We start from the raw sequence: 16,574 nt of genomic DNA, 5'->3' as shown, positions 1-16,574 counted from the left end.
AAAATAATTCATCAATTGCGGAAGTAGCTCAGTTGGTAGAGCTCCAGCCTTCCAAGCTGGTTGTCGCGAGTTCGAGCCTCGTCTTCCGCTCTTTGAAAAAGGTTATCGATATCGATAACCTTTTTTTGTTTTTATACAAAAGCAGAAAATCCTGTTATACTTCTACCAACAATTAAAGAATTGATTTCTTTAGTACCTTCATAGGAATAAATCGCTTCGGCGTCCGCAAGAAACCGTGCTACATTGTACTCTAAAAGAATTCCATTGCCTCCCATTACTTCTCTTGCTTTAGATACTATGTCTCTTGTTCGTAAAGTACAAAATACTTTTGCTAAGGATGCATGTTCGTCCTTCAATTGATCGGAATCTTGTAATTCAGAAAGTCTAAATACTAGGGTTTGCATAGCAGTTAGGTTGGAGAGCATTTCTACTAAATGGTTTTGTATGAGCTGAAATGAGGCTATCGGTTTGCCAAATTGTTCTCTTTTTTGAGTATAAGCCAAAGCATTTTCGTATGCTCCTCTAGCACATCCTACTGCCATCCAGGCGACTCCTGCTCTTGTTTTTTGTAATACTTTTGCAGTGTCTTTAAAGCTATTAGCGTGTTGTAATCTATCTGTCTCTTGCACAACGCAGTCTTTCAATGTTATTAAACCATTTTGTACTATACGTAACGCCATTTTGTCCTTTATCTTTTCTACACTAAAACCAGGGTTGTCTTTTTGAACTATAAAGCCTTTTACTTGGTCGTCGTCGATATCTCTTGCCCATATAATTACTATATCTGAGAAAGTAGCATTACCTATCCATTTTTTCTGTCCATTGAGAATCCAACCATTTGGTGTTTTTTTAGCGGTGGTTGTTAATCCTCCTGCAACAGCAGATCCTACTTCTGGTTCTGTTAATCCAAATGCCCCTATAACTTCTAGCTTTTGCATCTTTGGTAACCATTTTTCTTTTTGTTCTTCAGAGCCACAATGGTAAATAGATCCCATTGCTAATCCGCTTTGAACTCCAAAAAAGGTTGCAACAGAAGAATCTGTACGGGCCATTTCACTTGCTATTATTCCTTCCATTAATGATGATTTTCCTGCACATCCATATCCTTCATAGGTTAGTCCACAAATATTAAGTTGTGCTAGCTTGGGAATTATTTCAAAAGGAAATTCATCATGCAACCAATATTCATTTACAATAGGTTGTACTTCTTTCTCCATAAATGATCGAACCTTTAGTTGTAAAGTACGGTCTTCAACGCTTAATTTTTGATCCATTTCATAGAAGTCGGCGTGAATGGGAGGAAGGGTGTGTTTTTTGTTAGTTCCTTTTAGGAGTTTTTCTAGTCCTTGTAATTGGTTGTCATTCAAGTTTGAGACTGCTTGAATCATTTCAGGTAGGTTGAGTTTCTCGTTTAAATGCTCGATTTGTTTAAAATCGAGCATTTTTAAAAGCTTGAGAGTGCTTGTAAGTCTTTTAAACATAATCTTAATGTGTTGATTGGTACCATAATGTACAAAAAATATAAATTAAGATTGCTGTCTTAGTGGTATTTAATTCATTTTGTAAAAACAAGTTTATTTCAAATGACTCAAATCGCTATTGGTTGGAATTTCAATTGGAGTTTTTCCTTGTTCAAAGAGACGTGCAGACAAACTTCCTTTTAGGGTAATGGTATTTCCCAGTACTTCTAACCAGCTTCCTTCCCGTAATCCAACGACTGGCTGCGTATTGAAGGCGTGAAACTCAGCAATTCTAGTTTCTCTGGTTTCACCCATATGTGTTGAGTTTGGTATAGGGTCTAAATAATGTGGATTTAAATTAAATGGAACGAAACCAAATGTTTTAAATGATGGAGGGTAAACAATGGGCATGTCATTTGTCGTCTCCATTGTTAGTCCACAAATATTACTTCCTGCACTTGTTCCTAAGTAAGGGGTTCCCGAAAGTACTTTTTGTTGAATAGTTGTTATTAATTCGTTTTGATATAATTGTTTTACTAACAAAAAGGTATTACCTCCTCCTGTAAATAGTGCTTTTGCTTGATTAATGGCCTCTCTAGGGTTTTCATATTCATGGATTCCTTCTACATGGATGTTTATTTTTGAAAAAGTTTCACGAACTTTTGCTGTGTAATCATCATGACTTATACCGCTTGGTCTTGCGTAGGGTATAAATGTAAGAGTATCAATTCCTTCAAAATGTTTTTCTAATTCTGGTAATAGGTATTCTAAATAACTACCGCTGTGTAATGTTGAAGTGCTTGCTATAATTATACGTTTCATTTTTTTCTTCAAAAATATAGAATTTTGACAATACTATCTAATTACTGATTTGTCAAGGAGAGAATGGGAGATAAGATTGATATGAAAAAAAAATAAAAATGCAGATTCATTGTTTTGAGAGATATGATTGAGAAAGAGTTATTTTTTTCATTAAAATGTTGAATGATTTTCTAACTGATTTAATGGTTTTAACATATTTTTATCTTCATTAAGTTTTAAAATGAAAGATATTCGGATATTTTTACGGCTGTATTATTATACTTGGAATAGAATGAGATATATATATTTAATATTAGTTTTTTTAATTACTCTTGCTGGAGTGGCACAAGAACGTGATTTGGTTCAAGGAAAGATAGTTTCTCGTTCTAGAAACTTGGAAGGAATATATGTATCAAATGTAAATACGGGTGAAGCTGTTTTAACTTCTAAGGGCGGCTATTTTGATATCGAGGCTCAAATGAACGATACCTTAATGTTTTCTGGAGCTTTGTTTATTGGATATCGAAGAGCATTGGATGATATAGATTTTAAACGTGAGATTTTATTGATTCCTCTAGAAGAGAATGATTTAATGAACCAATTGGATGAAATTATTATTACTAAGATTACATCCGAATCATTAGGTTTAGTACCGAAGGGTATAAAAAAATATACGCCTGCTGAGAGAAGATTGTATACGGCTACTTCTGGAGGAGGACTTATTCCAATAGATATGATTGTAAATGCTATCACTGGAAGGACTAAGATGTTGAAGAAAGCATTGCAATATGAAAAGCAAGAAATGAGAAAGGAAAAACTCAGTGATTACTTTTCAGTTGAATATATTGTGAATAATTTCAATATTCCTGAAAAGTACGGGATTGGGTTTATGTATTATAGTGTTTCAGATGAAGAGGTAATTTCTTTATTGGGTGGTAAAAACGTAAATAAAGTTAAATTGGAAGAGCGATTGGGCGGTTTGGCTTTGAGCTTTTTGGATTTAATCAGTGATAAGGACAATGTGGAACATGTAAAAGTAATTGAGGAGTAATTTAACATGAGGTTTTACAAGAATAAAGACAAGATTTCTGAAATCTTCGTAGCTTTGTAGTCCTAATTAAAACGAAGTACTTATGTTTGGTATAGGAGGAGGGGAAATATTCTTCATCATATTGGTTATTTTAATGTTATTTGGTTCTGATAAGGTTCCTGAAATGGCACGTTCTTTTGCAAAGATGATGGCGCAGCTGAAAAATGCTACCAATGACATAAAGAATGAAATACAAAAAAGTGCGGAAGAGTCCGGTGTCGTAAAAGATATTAAGGAGGCTTTGGATGTGAATATTAATCCGGTTGATGATATCAAAAATGAAGTGGATAAAGTGAAGGAGGATATTGAAGATATCACTGGTCCTATTAAAAGACAGATGTAATGTTGGAGAATCTTATAGCGCTTGATAAAGAACTTTTGATTTATCTGAATAATCTTGGTTCGGAAACTTTTGACCCTTTCTGGTTGATTATTACTAAACAGCTGAATTGGCTACCATTTTTTTTGATGTTATTTTATTTCATGAAAAAAAAGTTGAGCTGGAAAAAGGTGGGGATAATAGTTTTATTCTTGGCATTTCTAATTCTGTTAACAGATCAGCTAACAAATTTGGTGAAATACAGTGTTGAAAGATTGAGACCCTGTAATACTGAGGATATTAAGAGTATGATTAGAATTGTAAAATCTAGTAGTAGTTTCAGCTTTTTCTCTGGACATGCTTCTAATTCTTCTGCGACCATGCTTTTTCTGTTTTTGATTTTGCGTAGATATTATAAACATGCTTATCTTGTGTTTATTTTTCCATTGATATTTGCATATAGTAGAATTTATCTTTCACTTCACTTTCCTGGCGATATTCTAGTAGGATTTGTGGTTGGAATTATTAACGGTACTATTTTCTATAAATTGTTTCAATGGGTAGAGCGAAAATATAATATATAGGTGTTACCTCTATAAACGAAAAAAGGTTGATGTTATATAACATCAACCTTTTTTCGTTTATAGTACTCTGCTTACAGTTAGTCCGTCTCTTATTGGTAATAAAATGGTTTCGACTCTAGGGTCGTCTTTTAAAAGCTTGTTATATGAATCAATAGCAATGGTGCTTTTGTCGCTTTCTTTTATTTCTTCTAATACCTTTCCAGACCACAAAACATTGTCAGATAGTATAATTCCTCCTTTGTTCATTTTTGGTATTATTAGTTCGAAATAGTTACAATAGTTTGGTTTATCTGCATCTATGAAAACTAAGTCATATTTTTTATCTAAAGTTGGGATGATATCTATAGCACTTCCTAAGTGCTGAGTTATTTGACTTCCCCAATTTGACTCATCGAAATATTTTCGCTGAAAATCTATAAGTTCCTCATTGATGTCAATGGTGTCTAAACTTCCTGTTTCCTTAAGTCCTTCGGCTAAACATAATGTAGCGTAGCCTGTATAGGTGCCTATTTCTAAAATATTCGTAGGAGCTACAAGTTTGGAAAGTATGCTTAGAAATCTACCTTGAAAGTGGCCACTTAGCATGCGGGGTTGTAATATTTTTTGATGTGTTTCTTTGTCGAGCTTTTTTAAAAGTTCAGGCTCATTTTCGCTGTGTTCTGCCGCGTATCTTTCTAATTCTTGTGAAATGAAATGCATAATTTTGGTTTCAATATTTCGAATTGTAAAGATAGTTAATTCATAAACATTAGGAACCGCTTAAACAATGCTTCTAAAAAAGTTGTATTTTAGTATTCACTTCAAAAAGACTGTATATGAAAGTTCTGTTTAAGATATTGAAAATAGTGTTAGTAATTATCGTGGCAATTGTTGGTTTAATGTATTTGTTTAAAGTAGATTATCTTCTAACAGCAGTACGGACTATTTACTTTAATGGGCATAAAACAGCTTTTTTAGAGGATTATGAATTTTTCCCGAATAGGGTAGTTGACAATGGAGTGGCTCAGCCATGGGCACTATCTAAAGATTATAATAGCGTTAAGTCTACTGAGGTTTTGGAAAAGACAAATAAGGAATTGCAAACAGTAGCTTTTTTGATTTTTAAGAATGACAGTTTGTGGTATGAGAGTTATTACGATAACTATACCAAAGATTCTAAGTCTAATTCTTTTTCAATGGCGAAGAGTATAGTTTCTGCTGCTCTAGGTAAGGCAATTCGAGAAGGTAAAATTCAAAGTTTGGAGCAACCTGTTATTGATTTTTTGCCAGAATTAAAAGGAACATTCAAAAAAGAACTGACTGTTGGTGATTTGTCTTCCATGGCTTCTGGATTAAAGTGGGATGAGGCTTATTATAGCCCGTTTTCTATAACGACACGTGCTTATTTTGATAAAGACCTTAGAGGGGTTATGATGGGGCTAGAAATAGTTGATAAGCCTGGGGAGAAATTTGCCTATAAAAGCGGTAATACAGAGTTGCTTGCAATGGTTTTGGAAAAGGCAGTTGGGAGTTCTTTGTCTGAATATGTTTCTAAAAGCTTTTGGGTCCCAATGGGAGCAGAGCATGAAGCGTTATGGCAATTAGATCATGAGGGGAATGGGATAGAGAAGGCGTATTGTTGTTTTGCTAGTAATGCACGTGATTTTGCGCGATTTGGAAAGTTGTATAAAGACTTTGGGTTTTGGAATGGTGAACAAATATTGGATAGTGCTTTTGTTGCAAAATCGATTGTTCCGAGGTTTTCTGAGAGTCCAGAATATGGTTATGGATGGTGGTTGGTTCATTATAGAGACCAAGATTTTTTTTATATGAGAGGACATTTGGGACAATTCGTAATTGTTTCTCCTAAAGATAATTTGTTGATCGTTCGTCTAGGTCATTTGAAAGGTTTGGAAGTTGATGGAGAGCCTCATAGTCGAGATTTATACGTTTATATAGATGAAGCATACGAAATGCTTATGAATAGAAAATAATATTTTTGCTTGTTTAAAGTTAGATGTAAGAGATATGTTTGATAAGGTGAGATTGGACCAGATTTTGTTTCTGGATATAGAAACGGTTCCTGAAACAGAAAATTTTGACTCATTGGATGAGGAAATGCAACAGTTGTTTGAGGCCAAAACTGCTTACCAAAGAAAGGATGGAGAGGAAGTTTCTCAATTTTATAATCGTGCTGGTATTTGGGCGGAGTTTGGTAAAATAGTATGTATATCTGTTGGTTATTTTGTTTTTAAAAAAGGTGATAGACAATTTAGAACAACTTCTTTTTACGGTGATGAAAAAGTCATATTATCTGATTTTAGTAACCTATTAAATACACACTTTAATCAATCTTATCATGTATTGTGTGGGCATAATGCAAAAGAATTTGATTTTCCTTTTATTGCAAGAAGAATGTTGATTCATGGTGTACTTATCCCTGAGAAACTACAATTGTCCGGCAAGAAACCATGGGAAGTAGCTCATCTAGATACTATGGAGATGTGGAAGTTTGGTGATTATAAACATTTTACTTCTCTAAAACTTCTTACTAAAATATTGAAAATTCCTTCTCCTAAGGACGATATTGATGGAAGCCAAGTTGCTGATGTTTTTTATAAGGAGAAAAATATAGACCGAATTATAGTGTATTGCGAAAAGGATGTTGTAGCTGTAGCTCAGGTTTTTCTGCGATTTAAGGGAGAGCAATTGTTGGGGTTGCATGAAATCATGTCAGTCGAGATTAGTTAAATAAAAGTTAAAAACAATATATTGTAATGCTTGTTCTAAATGCAATTGTCAATTTTGCAATTCAAATCAAGATAATGAAAACAATAAAGTGCCATACAAATTTTTATACCATGTGGATTTCATCTGCAAGGGCGTCTATGGAATAAACTTAATTGATAATTAATATATAATCCAAAAGCCCTTGCATATTTGCAAGGGCTTTTTTTATGCTTAAAACTATGATTTTTACGATTTCTAAACAAAATACATTTTATAAGTGGATGCACTGCACTCCTGAGGATTTGTGTTGTCTTAAAAGAACGTAGTTTTATTTTTAAATATAATAAAATATAAAAGTCCTTTTGTTCAACACTGACAAAAGGACTTTTTTTATACCATAGATTTACTAATTTAAAAGAAGAAAAAATGAAAAATGATGTTGTGAAAGTGCTGGGATTTACTACTAGAGATACCCAGTTCGCGTTAAGAACTGCTACGACTTCCTTAACAATAGGGCTACTAGCTGATGTGTCTAAGGAGGTTGGTACTGCTGAGGAATATGAGTTGGCTAAATTAGCAGTTAGTATTCACGCGGTTGGTAATCAACTGGGTTTAGCACTAGGTTTAAATCTAAAGTCTATTCAAATAGAGGTTTTAGGAGAGTTGGCTACAAATGAAACAGAGGTTGCTGATAAACAAATATTCAAAAAAGTTGATATTGTTGTGAAACCTAGTTCAGAACGTTCTATTGTTGCATTAAAACAGTGGATGGACGAATTGAAAAAAAGAAGTGCTGTTTTTATAGACTTTCACCAAAAAGTACCAACTATCTTAACTTTGGTTAAGGAATATGAGCAAGTTAAAGTAGCTTAATGTTGTAGTGAGAGCTTTATTAGGAAATCATTTTTTTGAGTACCTTGCCGTATCAAGTTTACATATTGATTATGTCTAAAGTTATTGAAGTATCTAATGTTCAGGTAGCCTTTAAAAAGGATGGAGAGTGGAATACTATTTTACATGATAGTTCTTTTGAAGTACTAGAAAATGAAATAGTTGGAATTGTTGGTGAGTCAGGTTCCGGAAAGTCCATTACTTCTCTTGCTATAATGGGATTATTACCAAAAGGAGTAGCTCGCATCTCACAAGGAAGTATTTTGTTTAAGGATATTGAATTGGTAGAATTAAATGAAAAGGCTTTTCGACAAATTAGAGGGAAAGAGATTGGTATGATTTTTCAAGAACCTATGAGTTCTTTAAATCCATCTATGAGATGTGGTGCTCAAGTTGAAGAAATTTTGCGTGAACACACTGCTCTTCGCAGGGTGGGTTTAAAACAAGAGGTGTTGAATTTGTTTGGAAAAGTTAAGTTACCAAATCCTGATGTAATTTATAAAAAGTATCCTCATGAGCTTTCGGGTGGTCAAAAGCAACGTGTGATGATTGCAATTGCAATTGCATGTAAACCAAAGTTGTTGATTGCAGATGAACCTACTACCGCTTTGGATGTTACCGTACAGGAAGAGATTATTTTATTGTTGAAAGAATTACAGCAAGAAACCAAGATGAGTATTATTTTTATTACTCATGATTTGTCTTTGATTTCAAAAATTGCTAAAAGGGTTGTGGTGATGTATAAGGGTGAAATTGTAGAGCAAGGATTAACTGAGGATATTTTTAATAATCCCATAGAACTTTATACTCAGGCTTTAATAAAGTCACGTCCAACCATGGAGTATCGACAAAGAAGACTTTCTACTGTTGGGGATTTTATGAACAATACAATTGAATTAGGGGTGATTGAACCAGAGGAAAGAGATGCTCGTTTAAAAACGATATATGCAACTGAACCTCTACTGCGAGTATTAAATGTTGAAAAGGAATACTTGAGTTCAGGAACTTGGTTTTCAAAAAAGCGTTTCAAAGCTTTGAAGGGGGTGAGTTTGAATATTTATGAAGGAGAGACTCTCGGGCTGGTAGGTGAGAGTGGATGTGGAAAATCCACTTTAGGTAACGTTATTTTGCAACTTGATAAAGCTACTAGAGGTCATATATTTTATAGAGGAGTAGATTTAACATTGTTAGATAAAAAAACCTTACGAGGCCTTAGAAAAGAAATTCAAATAATATTTCAAGACCCTTATTCGTCCTTGAATCCTAAAATGACGGTAGGAGAGTCAATTATGGAGCCTATGATAGTTCATAAGATGTATTTTTCTAATATGGAACGAAAGGAAAAGGTGTTGGACTTATTAAATGCAGTTGGATTAGATAAAGCGAGTTTTAAAAAGTACCCTCATGAGTTTTCTGGAGGACAAAGACAAAGAGTTGGCATTGCGCGTACAATCGCGTTACAGCCCAAACTGATTATTTGTGATGAGTCTGTTTCAGCTTTAGATATATCTGTGCAAGCACAGGTTCTTAACTTATTGAATGACTTAAAAGACCAATTTGATTTTACATATTTATTTATTTCTCACGATTTAGCTGTAGTGAAATATATGTCAGACTCAGTGGTAGTGATGAGGAATGGTTTAATCGAGGAATTTGGTGAAGCAGATAGCTTATATGAAAATCCTAAAACTAACTACACTAAGAAATTGATTGCATCTATACCAAAATAAGAAGTTAATCAGTCAATGTTAAAGGTGCCTTTTAAATATTTTTCAAAAAAGGTTTTCTTGTAAACTTCTCCTAATGGAATTTCAGATTCCTGAATGTATAATGAGTGATTGTCAAATGATTCTATACATTCTAAATTCACTATATAAGACTTACTTACGCGAAAAAAGTCATCGATAGGTAATTTCTGATGCATATTCTTTAGATTCATAGCTGTTATTAGTTTTTGATTTTTGGTGTGAATAATAACGTAGTCCTTAAGTCCTTCAATGAACAATACATCCTTAAAATATATTTTATGAAAGCGTCTGTCTGCTTTTATGAATAGAAATTCAGGTGTGTTTGATTCTATTGTATTTTTATTGTTTGAAAGCAATTCATTATATAAAATAGCTTTTTTGATTGCTTTATCCAATCGATGTGTGTCTATTGGTTTTAGTAAATAATCAATAGCATCAAGTTCATAGCTCTTTAAGGCGTATTGTGGATATGCTGTCGTAAAAATAATTAATGTATTTTCTGGAATTTGTTTAGCAAATTCTAGTCCATTCATCAAAGGCATTTCTATGTCAAGGAATATTATATCCACTTGCTGGTTATTTATGAATTCTAAAGCTTTTACTGCAGTTGAAAATTTATCTAGTATCTCAATACTAGATATTTCTTTAATCAATGCTTGAAGCTCTTCTCTAGCAAGAGGTTCGTCGTCTATAATAATACAATTCATATAGGTATGGTTAAATTTACACTGTATTCTTCTTGATTTGTTGTGATGTCTAATTGGTATTCGTCTTTATAAAGAAGTTCTAAGCGACGTTTTATATTGATGAGTCCCAATCCATTGCTTTTGTTTTTGTAAGTGGTGTTAGTTTCTATACTGTTTGAATTAGTACATGTGAAGTTAAGTTTTCCTTCTGTTATATGAAGATATGTTTTTACATATGTTTTATCCCCATTTGGGTTTACACTGTATTTTATAGCGTTTTCAATAAATACTGTGAATAGACCAGGGGGAATAAGAACGCTATTGAGAGTGTTCTTGCTAATAGTGCATATGGTTTCTATTTCAAAATCGTCTTTTCTTATTTTTTCAAGATTGAGAAAATTAGTTATGAATTCTACTTCGGATGCTAGAAGTGTTTTTTCTCCACTGTTTTCGTACAATTGATATCTTAAAAACTCAGATAGTCTAATAATTACTGTATTAGCCATTTCTGGATTAGTTCTTATTAGAGCTTTTACATTGTTTAGCATATTGAATAAGAAGTGTGGACTGATTTGGTTTTTTAATACATTCATTTCCATATTGAATGTAATGTTTTTTAACTCTGAGATCCGTTCATTGTCTTTAAGCCAACGTTGCAATAATTTTATAGTGGTTGAAACAGATATTAAGGAAGCACAGAGTATGATTACTCCATATAAATCTGGTCTTTGCCTCAGTACTCCATTTTGAACTATTTTATGAGAATCGAAGTAGTTAAGCTGAAAAAAACCTAAAACTTTTATACCTACCAATGCTAAAAATAGTAGAGAAATTCCATATAGAATATATTTAGAACGGAATAGAAGCTTTGGTATTAAAACATACATGTTTACATAGAACATAATTACAAATATTATATAGATTGTTATTGCTACATAATATCCAAATGGGGCTCCATAAACGTCAACAATACCTTCTCCATAAAGAATAAGAAAAAATACGGTTAGAAATAGAATGTGTCGTTTTAATCGATGTCTTTTTTCAATTAAAAATTCCAACATTTTCCTGTCTCTATAACCTTGTGTATCTGTAGTCATGAATCAGTATTTAATTTAAAGAAACAAATTTATAATATCTTTAATGACGGATCTCATATATTATACGAAACGATAAAATTATTATATCAAGCTTTTTATATTTAGTATAATAAAGTTACTGTTTTATATAAAAACAAAAAAGCGTTTCCTTTTAAGTGATTTCTTTGAAAACTTAAAATATGTAAAGCTATGAATATCCAAGTGTTTTTAGATAATTTGAATTCCAAACAGTTAATAGGTAATAAAAGCGAAATGGTAATCGAAACTAGGGTGTTTAGTCGTATTACTAAATATTATAGTGAGAGTATTAATTTATTGGGTTGTATTCAGCTTGAAATAAATATAGTAGAGGTGGATGGTTTGAAGGTTGGGGTATTGTTTTATGAATATAGTAGATTAAAAAACAATTTATTCCATTCATTTTTATACGTTCCTTCTTCCTCGGTTTTTTTTAGAAAAGAGATCGGTGTTGATGAGTTTTGGTTTGTTTTGATTGAAGAAAATTCATTAGATGAAGTAAGGGTGGCGAATGATTTTGTTGATAAGTTTAATCTTAGAGAACGTTACGATAAAGTGTTCGTGTCTAGTTATTCAAATTCAGTGTTGTCTCGTATAATGAGAGTTTGAGTTTTATAAGATAATATTAATGGGAGTGTTTTTTTGTTAAGGAGTGTAGGTGTAGAAGGTAAGGTTTTTGATTGTTTTTGATTTGTAAATCTGGCATGTAATTATATTTCATGCCAGATTTTGATGTTTTATGCCCCCTTGTAAGGGACTTCTTTTTCTTTGAATATAATTCCGTTTTCTTCTAATTCTTTTAGGATAGGGCCATAAACTTCTTTATCGATAGGAAGTTGTACTCCGGGAGTGTTTATGATTCCTTTGAGGATTTTTGAGGTAGCGATAGCGACTGGTAATCCTACTGTTTTTGCCATTGCTGTATAGGTTTGATCATCTCCTATACATACCATTGTTGAGTCTATTTGCTTTAACTCGCCATTTATCTCATATCCGATTTTGTGATACATCACAATCATATCTTTATCGTGTTCTTTAAGAGTCCAACTGTCAGTTAGAATTCTTTCTAGAACTTGAGCTGGAGTGGCATTTTTTAATCCTATGATCTTATTAGGATTGAAAATATCTAACTCTTCTAGTTTGTCCCATAAAATGTCATCCATGTCTATGTTTAAGGCTAGTCTTAATTTTACTTCTACAGAATCTGTAGGATGATATGGGAGATATAGATTAATGAATTCTCTGTAAGACATCGTTTCTGAATTATCTATTATATAGGTATCATCAGTAATACCTAATTCAACGAATACATTCCAAGCACGAGAGTATCCAACCCTACGAATAGTTCCTCTAAATACTGTGGATGCGTCTTCTAGCCCATAGATCTTTCTGTATTTTAAAGAATCTCTATTTGCATACCCTTCAAAACGGCCATACCCTTCAACTTGCATAAATTCGGTTCGTCTAAAAACCTTGTTATAAGGAATGTATTTGTATTGCCCTTCTTGTATGAATTTTGCTGCACCTCCTTGTCCTGCTAGTACTACATTTCTAGGATTCCATGTGAATTTGTAATTCCAGATATTGTCATCTGATTCTGGGGCAACCAAGCCTCCGCAATAAGACTGGAAAGATATTGTTTTACCTCCTTTTTCTTTAATTTCATCAAGAATACGCATAGCACTCATATGGTCTATACCTGGGTCTAAGCCACATTCATTCATAAACACCAATCCATTCTCTTTTGCAGCTTCATCTAGTGCAGCCATTTCAGGGCTTATATAGGAAGCGGTTACCATGTGTTTCTTGTAGGTGATGCAATCTTTGGCTAATTCTATATGGTAGGATGCAGGTAGCATAGAAACTACAATATCTGCTTTTTGAATTTCTGTTCTTCGCGTTTCAATGTCGAACAAATCTAATTGAATTGCTGTTGCGTTTGGATGGTTTTTCGTTTTTCTAATTGCAGATTCAAGAGAGAGGTCTGCAATTGTTATATGATATGATTCTTTGTTGGATTGTTCAAGTAGATATTTTATTAAAGAGGATGCAGATCGACCTGCGCCTACTATTAAAATGTTTTTCATTGTGTTTTGGGTTGGTTAACTTTAGCACTAAAATAGTTATTTTAAAGAATCTTAGGGCTTTTAATTTGAAAAATTAGCGTAACTTTTTTAATCAACTATCGTATCTTTGGAACAAAACACATGGGACGAAAAATAATTTTTCTTGGCTGTATCCTTGGCGCAGTCGGAGTAATTTTAGGGGCACTAGGAGCACATGCTTTAAAGGAAGTATTAACGGAATCACAACTTGTAAGTTTTGAGGTTGGAGTTCGATATCAAATCTATCACGCGATTTTACTGCTTTTCGTTGGTGGAACGACTTATTTGTCTGATTCTGTAAAAAAGACCGTATCTATATTGGTTTTTTTGGGAGTTTTGTTCTTTTCAGGTTCAATTTATCTTTTGTCAACTAATGAATTAACATCGATAAACTTCAAAATATTAGGTCCAATAACACCTGTTGGAGGAATTCTATTGATTTCAGCATGGTTATTAGTAGCATTTAAAGCTTTAAAAAGCGAAAAAAGCATTTATTAGAAGATTTATACACTTCATTTTAAATTTATTTCTAAGTTTGCATACAAAACTAAATATACAACACAATTTATTGAATATGGATATTTCTGAATCAATTTCATTAGAAAAATATGGTATTAAAGATGTTGTAGAAGTGATTTATAATCCTTCGTATGACTTTTTATATAGTGAAGAAACAAAACCAGAATTAGAAGGTTTTGAAAAAGGTTTCGTAACCGAATTAGGCGCTGTTAACGTAATGACTGGTGAGTTTACAGGTCGTTCTCCTAAAGACAAGTATATTGTTAAGGACTCTGTAACAGAAAATACCATTTGGTGGAATTCTGATAAATGCGCGAATGATAACAAACCTATTGATCAAAAGACTTGGGATGCGTTGAAACAGAATACTGTATCGCAGTTATCAAATAAAAAGCTTTACGTAGTTGATGCTTTTTGTGGGGCAAATGAGAATTCTAGATTAAAAGTTAGATTTATAATGGAGGTAGCTTGGCAAGCACATTTTGTAAAAAATATGTTTATCAGACCTACTGAAGAAGAATTAGCGAATTTTGGAGAGCCAGATTTCGTAGTAATGAATGCTTCTAAAACTTCGTTTAAAGAATACAAAGAATATCAGTTGAATTCTGATGTATATATAGCATTTAACTTGACTGAGAAAATCCAGATTATCGGGGGAACTTGGTATGGTGGTGAAATGAAGAAAGGTTTGTTCTCAATGATGAATTATTATCTTCCTTTGCAAGGAATGGCATCTATGCATTGTTCTGCAAATAAAGGAAAAGATGGTGATGTTGCTGTTTTCTTTGGTTTATCAGGTACAGGAAAGACAACTTTGTCTACAGATCCAAAACGTGAGTTAATCGGAGATGATGAGCATGGATGGGATGAAGATGGAGTGTTTAATTTTGAAGGTGGTTGTTATGCAAAAACAATTGATTTAAGCAAAGAAAACGAGCCGGATATCTATAATGCTATTAGAAGAGATGCGCTTTTGGAAAACGTAACGGTTGATGTTAATGGGGTTATTGATTTCAAAGATGGTTCTGTTACTCAAAATACTCGTGTTTCTTATCCTATTGATCATATTGAAAATATAGTTAAGCCAGTTTCTAAAGCTGGACACGCTACTAAAGTTATTTTCTTAACTGCGGATGCCTTTGGCGTAATGCCTCCAGTTTCGAAACTAACTCCTGAGCAAACAAAATATTATTTCTTGTCTGGTTTTACAGCTAAGTTAGCAGGAACGGAGCGTGGGGTAACACAACCTGAACCAACTTTCTCAGCTTGTTTTGGTAAAGCATTTTTATCATTACACCCTACTCAGTATGGAGAAGAATTGGTAAAGAAAATGGAAGAGCACAATGCAACGGCTTATATGGTTAATACAGGATGGAATGGTACTGGAAAGCGTATTTCTATTAAAGATACACGTGCTATCATTGATCGTATATTAGATGGGTCTCTTGAAAATGCAGAAACTAGTATAGTTCCAATTTTTAACTTTGAAGTTCCAACTGCTTTGGAGGGGGTTCATACAGAGATATTGGATCCTAGAAATACATACGCTGATGCTTCTGAATGGGAAGAGAAGGCGAAAGATTTAGCAGGACGTTTTGTGAAGAATTTTGTTCAATACACTGATACAAAAGAGGGAGAGTCTTTGGTTAAATCTGGACCTCAATTATAGAAATCTTACTGAGTTATATATGTTGAATGGGAAGAGTATTGAATTACTCTTCCCATTTTTTTATTCTTAGTCCATAAAAAAAGCACCCTATTTAGGATGCTTTTTTATAGTTATATTCTATTCTTTGTTATTTGTTCACTTTTGTAATATAGTTCTCTAAAGCCATAGTCATTGATGGTGATTCTGGATTAGGAGCCATGATATCAACTCTTAGGTTGTTGTCTAGTGCTTCTTTTTGTGTCGTGCTTCCAAAAACTGCAATTCTAGTATTGTCTTGGGTAAAGTCAGGGAAGTTCTTAAATAATGATTTTATTCCAGTTGGACTAAAGAATACTAATACATCGTATTTAACATCTGCTAAATCTGATAAATCGCTCATTACAGTTCTGTAAAAAACCCCTTCTGTCCAGTCTACCCCAAGTTCGTTTAGGATTGTAGGAACTTCTATATTAAGCTGATCTGACGCGGGAAGTAAAAACTTCTCGTCTTTGTATTTTTTAATCAATGGTGCTACGTCGGAAAAATCTTTTTGACCAACATAGATTTTACGCTTTCTATACACTACATATTTTTGTAAGTAATAGGCTACAGCTTCAGACTGACAAAAATATTTTAAAGATTCAGGTACTTTAAAGCGCATTTCTTCCGCTACTCTAAAAAAGTGATCAACAGAATTCTTGCTTGTTAAAATAATAGCAGTAAAATTGTTTAAATCAATTTTTTGATGACGAATTTCCTTTGCGCTAACACCTTCAACGTGGATGAAAGGTCTAAAGTCAACTTTAACTTTATACTTCTGCTGTATTTCGAAGTATGGGGAATTCTCTACTTTAGGTTCTGGTTGTGAGACCAAAATTGTTTTCACTTTCATAATAGTA

17 protein-coding genes and 1 tRNA gene are annotated in these 16,574 nt (G+C 33.1%); 11 read left to right on the top strand and 7 right to left on the bottom strand.

Going from position 1 to position 16,574, the window contains the following annotated elements:
* Positions 1 to 17 precede the first annotated feature (17 nt).
* Positions 18 to 90: transfer RNA gene (locus BM024_RS13090), tRNA-Gly, on the top strand.
* A 41-nt stretch (positions 91 to 131) separates the two neighbouring features.
* On the opposite strand, the gene BM024_RS13085 is transcribed toward BM024_RS13090, so the two are convergent.
* Both BM024_RS13085 and pepE read right to left on the bottom strand, forming a co-directional pair.
* On the bottom strand, positions 132 to 1,388 hold the full coding sequence (locus BM024_RS13085) for an acyl-CoA dehydrogenase family protein (RefSeq protein ID WP_394333278.1): 1,257 nt from the start codon (positions 1,386 to 1,388) through the stop codon (positions 132 to 134).
* Between the two features lie 186 nt (positions 1,389 to 1,574).
* On the bottom strand, positions 1,575 to 2,282 hold the full coding sequence (gene pepE / locus BM024_RS13080) for a dipeptidase PepE (protein WP_090681273.1): 708 nt from the start codon (positions 2,280 to 2,282) through the stop codon (positions 1,575 to 1,577).
* Between the two features lie 271 nt (positions 2,283 to 2,553).
* Between pepE and BM024_RS13075 the strand changes: the two genes are divergently transcribed.
* The 3 genes from BM024_RS13075 (at position 2,554) to BM024_RS13065 (ending at position 4,254) form a co-directional block, all read left to right on the top strand.
* Complete coding sequence (locus BM024_RS13075) at positions 2,554 to 3,312, top strand: hypothetical protein (RefSeq protein ID WP_090681270.1); 759 nt, start codon at positions 2,554 to 2,556, stop codon at positions 3,310 to 3,312.
* 82 nt (positions 3,313 to 3,394) lie between these two features.
* The gene (locus BM024_RS13070; protein WP_090681268.1) at positions 3,395 to 3,694 is read left to right on the top strand and encodes a Sec-independent protein translocase subunit TatA/TatB; all 300 of its coding nucleotides are present in this window, start codon (positions 3,395 to 3,397) and stop codon (positions 3,692 to 3,694) included.
* Positions 3,694 to 4,254: a phosphatase PAP2 family protein gene (locus BM024_RS13065; RefSeq protein ID WP_090681265.1), complete on the top strand. Its 561-nt coding sequence runs from the start codon at positions 3,694 to 3,696 to the stop codon at positions 4,252 to 4,254. Before BM024_RS13070 ends, BM024_RS13065 begins: the two co-directional genes overlap by 1 nt.
* Positions 4,255 to 4,311: 57 nt before the next feature.
* Here the strand turns inward: BM024_RS13065 and BM024_RS13060 are convergent, their stop codons facing one another.
* Positions 4,312 to 4,953, bottom strand: a complete 642-nt coding sequence (locus tag BM024_RS13060; protein ID WP_090681262.1) for an O-methyltransferase — start codon at positions 4,951 to 4,953, stop codon at positions 4,312 to 4,314.
* Positions 4,954 to 5,069: 116 nt separating this feature from the next.
* Between BM024_RS13060 and BM024_RS13055 the strand changes: the two genes are divergently transcribed.
* The 4 genes from BM024_RS13055 (at position 5,070) to BM024_RS13040 (ending at position 9,584) form a co-directional block, all read left to right on the top strand.
* Positions 5,070 to 6,227 carry a serine hydrolase domain-containing protein gene (locus BM024_RS13055; RefSeq protein ID WP_090681260.1) on the top strand — a complete coding sequence of 386 codons (1,158 nt, stop codon included), beginning with the start codon at positions 5,070 to 5,072 and terminating at the stop codon, positions 6,225 to 6,227.
* A 34-nt stretch (positions 6,228 to 6,261) separates the two neighbouring features.
* Positions 6,262 to 6,984, top strand: a complete 723-nt coding sequence (locus BM024_RS13050) for a 3'-5' exonuclease (protein ID WP_090681257.1) — start codon at positions 6,262 to 6,264, stop codon at positions 6,982 to 6,984.
* A gap of 405 nt (positions 6,985 to 7,389) precedes the next feature.
* Positions 7,390 to 7,836, top strand: coding sequence for a hypothetical protein (locus BM024_RS13045; RefSeq protein WP_090681254.1), 447 nt, complete (start codon positions 7,390 to 7,392; stop codon positions 7,834 to 7,836).
* A gap of 71 nt (positions 7,837 to 7,907) precedes the next feature.
* Positions 7,908 to 9,584 (top strand): ABC transporter ATP-binding protein, encoded by a 1,677-nt coding sequence (locus BM024_RS13040; RefSeq protein WP_090681251.1) that lies wholly within the window; start codon positions 7,908 to 7,910, stop codon positions 9,582 to 9,584.
* An 8-nt stretch (positions 9,585 to 9,592) separates the two neighbouring features.
* Here the strand turns inward: BM024_RS13040 and BM024_RS13035 are convergent, their stop codons facing one another.
* Both BM024_RS13035 and BM024_RS13030 read right to left on the bottom strand, forming a co-directional pair.
* Positions 9,593 to 10,309 (bottom strand): LytR/AlgR family response regulator transcription factor, encoded by a 717-nt coding sequence (locus BM024_RS13035; protein ID WP_090681248.1) that lies wholly within the window; start codon positions 10,307 to 10,309, stop codon positions 9,593 to 9,595.
* Positions 10,306 to 11,385, bottom strand: coding sequence for a sensor histidine kinase (locus tag BM024_RS13030; RefSeq protein WP_090681246.1), 1,080 nt, complete (start codon positions 11,383 to 11,385; stop codon positions 10,306 to 10,308). The genes BM024_RS13035 and BM024_RS13030 overlap by 4 nt, the downstream gene beginning before the upstream one ends.
* A 189-nt stretch (positions 11,386 to 11,574) precedes the next feature.
* Here BM024_RS13030 and BM024_RS13025 point away from each other — a divergent pair, with 189 nt between their 5' ends.
* Positions 11,575 to 12,012, top strand: coding sequence for a hypothetical protein (locus tag BM024_RS13025; protein ID WP_090681243.1), 438 nt, complete (start codon positions 11,575 to 11,577; stop codon positions 12,010 to 12,012).
* A 128-nt stretch (positions 12,013 to 12,140) separates the two neighbouring features.
* On the opposite strand, the gene BM024_RS13020 is transcribed toward BM024_RS13025, so the two are convergent.
* Positions 12,141 to 13,490, bottom strand: coding sequence for a saccharopine dehydrogenase family protein (locus tag BM024_RS13020; protein WP_090681240.1), 1,350 nt, complete (start codon positions 13,488 to 13,490; stop codon positions 12,141 to 12,143).
* Between the two features lie 120 nt (positions 13,491 to 13,610).
* Between BM024_RS13020 and BM024_RS13015 the strand changes: the two genes are divergently transcribed.
* Positions 13,611 to 14,006, top strand: coding sequence for a DUF423 domain-containing protein (locus BM024_RS13015; protein WP_090681238.1), 396 nt, complete (start codon positions 13,611 to 13,613; stop codon positions 14,004 to 14,006).
* Between the two features lie 76 nt (positions 14,007 to 14,082).
* The gene (gene pckA / locus BM024_RS13010; protein WP_090681235.1) at positions 14,083 to 15,696 is read left to right on the top strand and encodes a phosphoenolpyruvate carboxykinase (ATP); all 1,614 of its coding nucleotides are present in this window, start codon (positions 14,083 to 14,085) and stop codon (positions 15,694 to 15,696) included.
* 127 nt (positions 15,697 to 15,823) lie between these two features.
* Here the strand turns inward: pckA and BM024_RS13005 are convergent, their stop codons facing one another.
* A complete protein-coding gene (locus BM024_RS13005) occupies positions 15,824 to 16,567 on the bottom strand; it encodes a uroporphyrinogen-III synthase (protein ID WP_090681232.1) in 744 nt (247 codons plus the stop codon).
* Positions 16,568 to 16,574 lie beyond the last annotated feature (7 nt).

It is taken from the genome of Myroides guanonis, from assembly GCF_900114085.1.
In the GTDB taxonomy this organism is placed as follows: Bacteria; Bacteroidota; Bacteroidia; order Flavobacteriales; family Flavobacteriaceae; genus Flavobacterium; species Flavobacterium guanonis.
Note: the sequence above shows the minus strand (reverse complement) of the source record. Positions and strands in the feature narration are given on the sequence as shown.

Coding starts and splice junctions, on each gene's coding strand:
- BM024_RS13025 (WP_090681243.1), top strand. CDS start 11,575: ATGAATATCCAAGTGTTTTTAGATAATTTGAATTCCAAACAGTTAATA.
- BM024_RS13085 (WP_394333278.1), bottom strand. CDS start 1,388: ATGATTCAAGCAGTCTCAAACTTGAATGACAACCAATTACAAGGACTA.
- BM024_RS13050 (WP_090681257.1), top strand. CDS start 6,262: ATGTTTGATAAGGTGAGATTGGACCAGATTTTGTTTCTGGATATAGAA.
- BM024_RS13035 (WP_090681248.1), bottom strand. CDS start 10,309: ATGAATTGTATTATTATAGACGACGAACCTCTTGCTAGAGAAGAGCTT.
- BM024_RS13075 (WP_090681270.1), top strand. CDS start 2,554: ATGAGATATATATATTTAATATTAGTTTTTTTAATTACTCTTGCTGGA.
- pckA (WP_090681235.1), top strand. CDS start 14,083: ATGGATATTTCTGAATCAATTTCATTAGAAAAATATGGTATTAAAGAT.
- BM024_RS13030 (WP_090681246.1), bottom strand. CDS start 11,385: ATGACTACAGATACACAAGGTTATAGAGACAGGAAAATGTTGGAATTT.
- BM024_RS13060 (WP_090681262.1), bottom strand. CDS start 4,953: ATGCATTTCATTTCACAAGAATTAGAAAGATACGCGGCAGAACACAGC.
- BM024_RS13005 (WP_090681232.1), bottom strand. CDS start 16,567: ATGAAAGTGAAAACAATTTTGGTCTCACAACCAGAACCTAAAGTAGAG.
- BM024_RS13055 (WP_090681260.1), top strand. CDS start 5,070: ATGAAAGTTCTGTTTAAGATATTGAAAATAGTGTTAGTAATTATCGTG.
- pepE (WP_090681273.1), bottom strand. CDS start 2,282: ATGAAACGTATAATTATAGCAAGCACTTCAACATTACACAGCGGTAGT.
- BM024_RS13015 (WP_090681238.1), top strand. CDS start 13,611: ATGGGACGAAAAATAATTTTTCTTGGCTGTATCCTTGGCGCAGTCGGA.
- BM024_RS13045 (WP_090681254.1), top strand. CDS start 7,390: ATGAAAAATGATGTTGTGAAAGTGCTGGGATTTACTACTAGAGATACC.
- BM024_RS13070 (WP_090681268.1), top strand. CDS start 3,395: ATGTTTGGTATAGGAGGAGGGGAAATATTCTTCATCATATTGGTTATT.
- BM024_RS13040 (WP_090681251.1), top strand. CDS start 7,908: ATGTCTAAAGTTATTGAAGTATCTAATGTTCAGGTAGCCTTTAAAAAG.
- BM024_RS13065 (WP_090681265.1), top strand. CDS start 3,694: ATGTTGGAGAATCTTATAGCGCTTGATAAAGAACTTTTGATTTATCTG.
- BM024_RS13020 (WP_090681240.1), bottom strand. CDS start 13,490: ATGAAAAACATTTTAATAGTAGGCGCAGGTCGATCTGCATCCTCTTTA.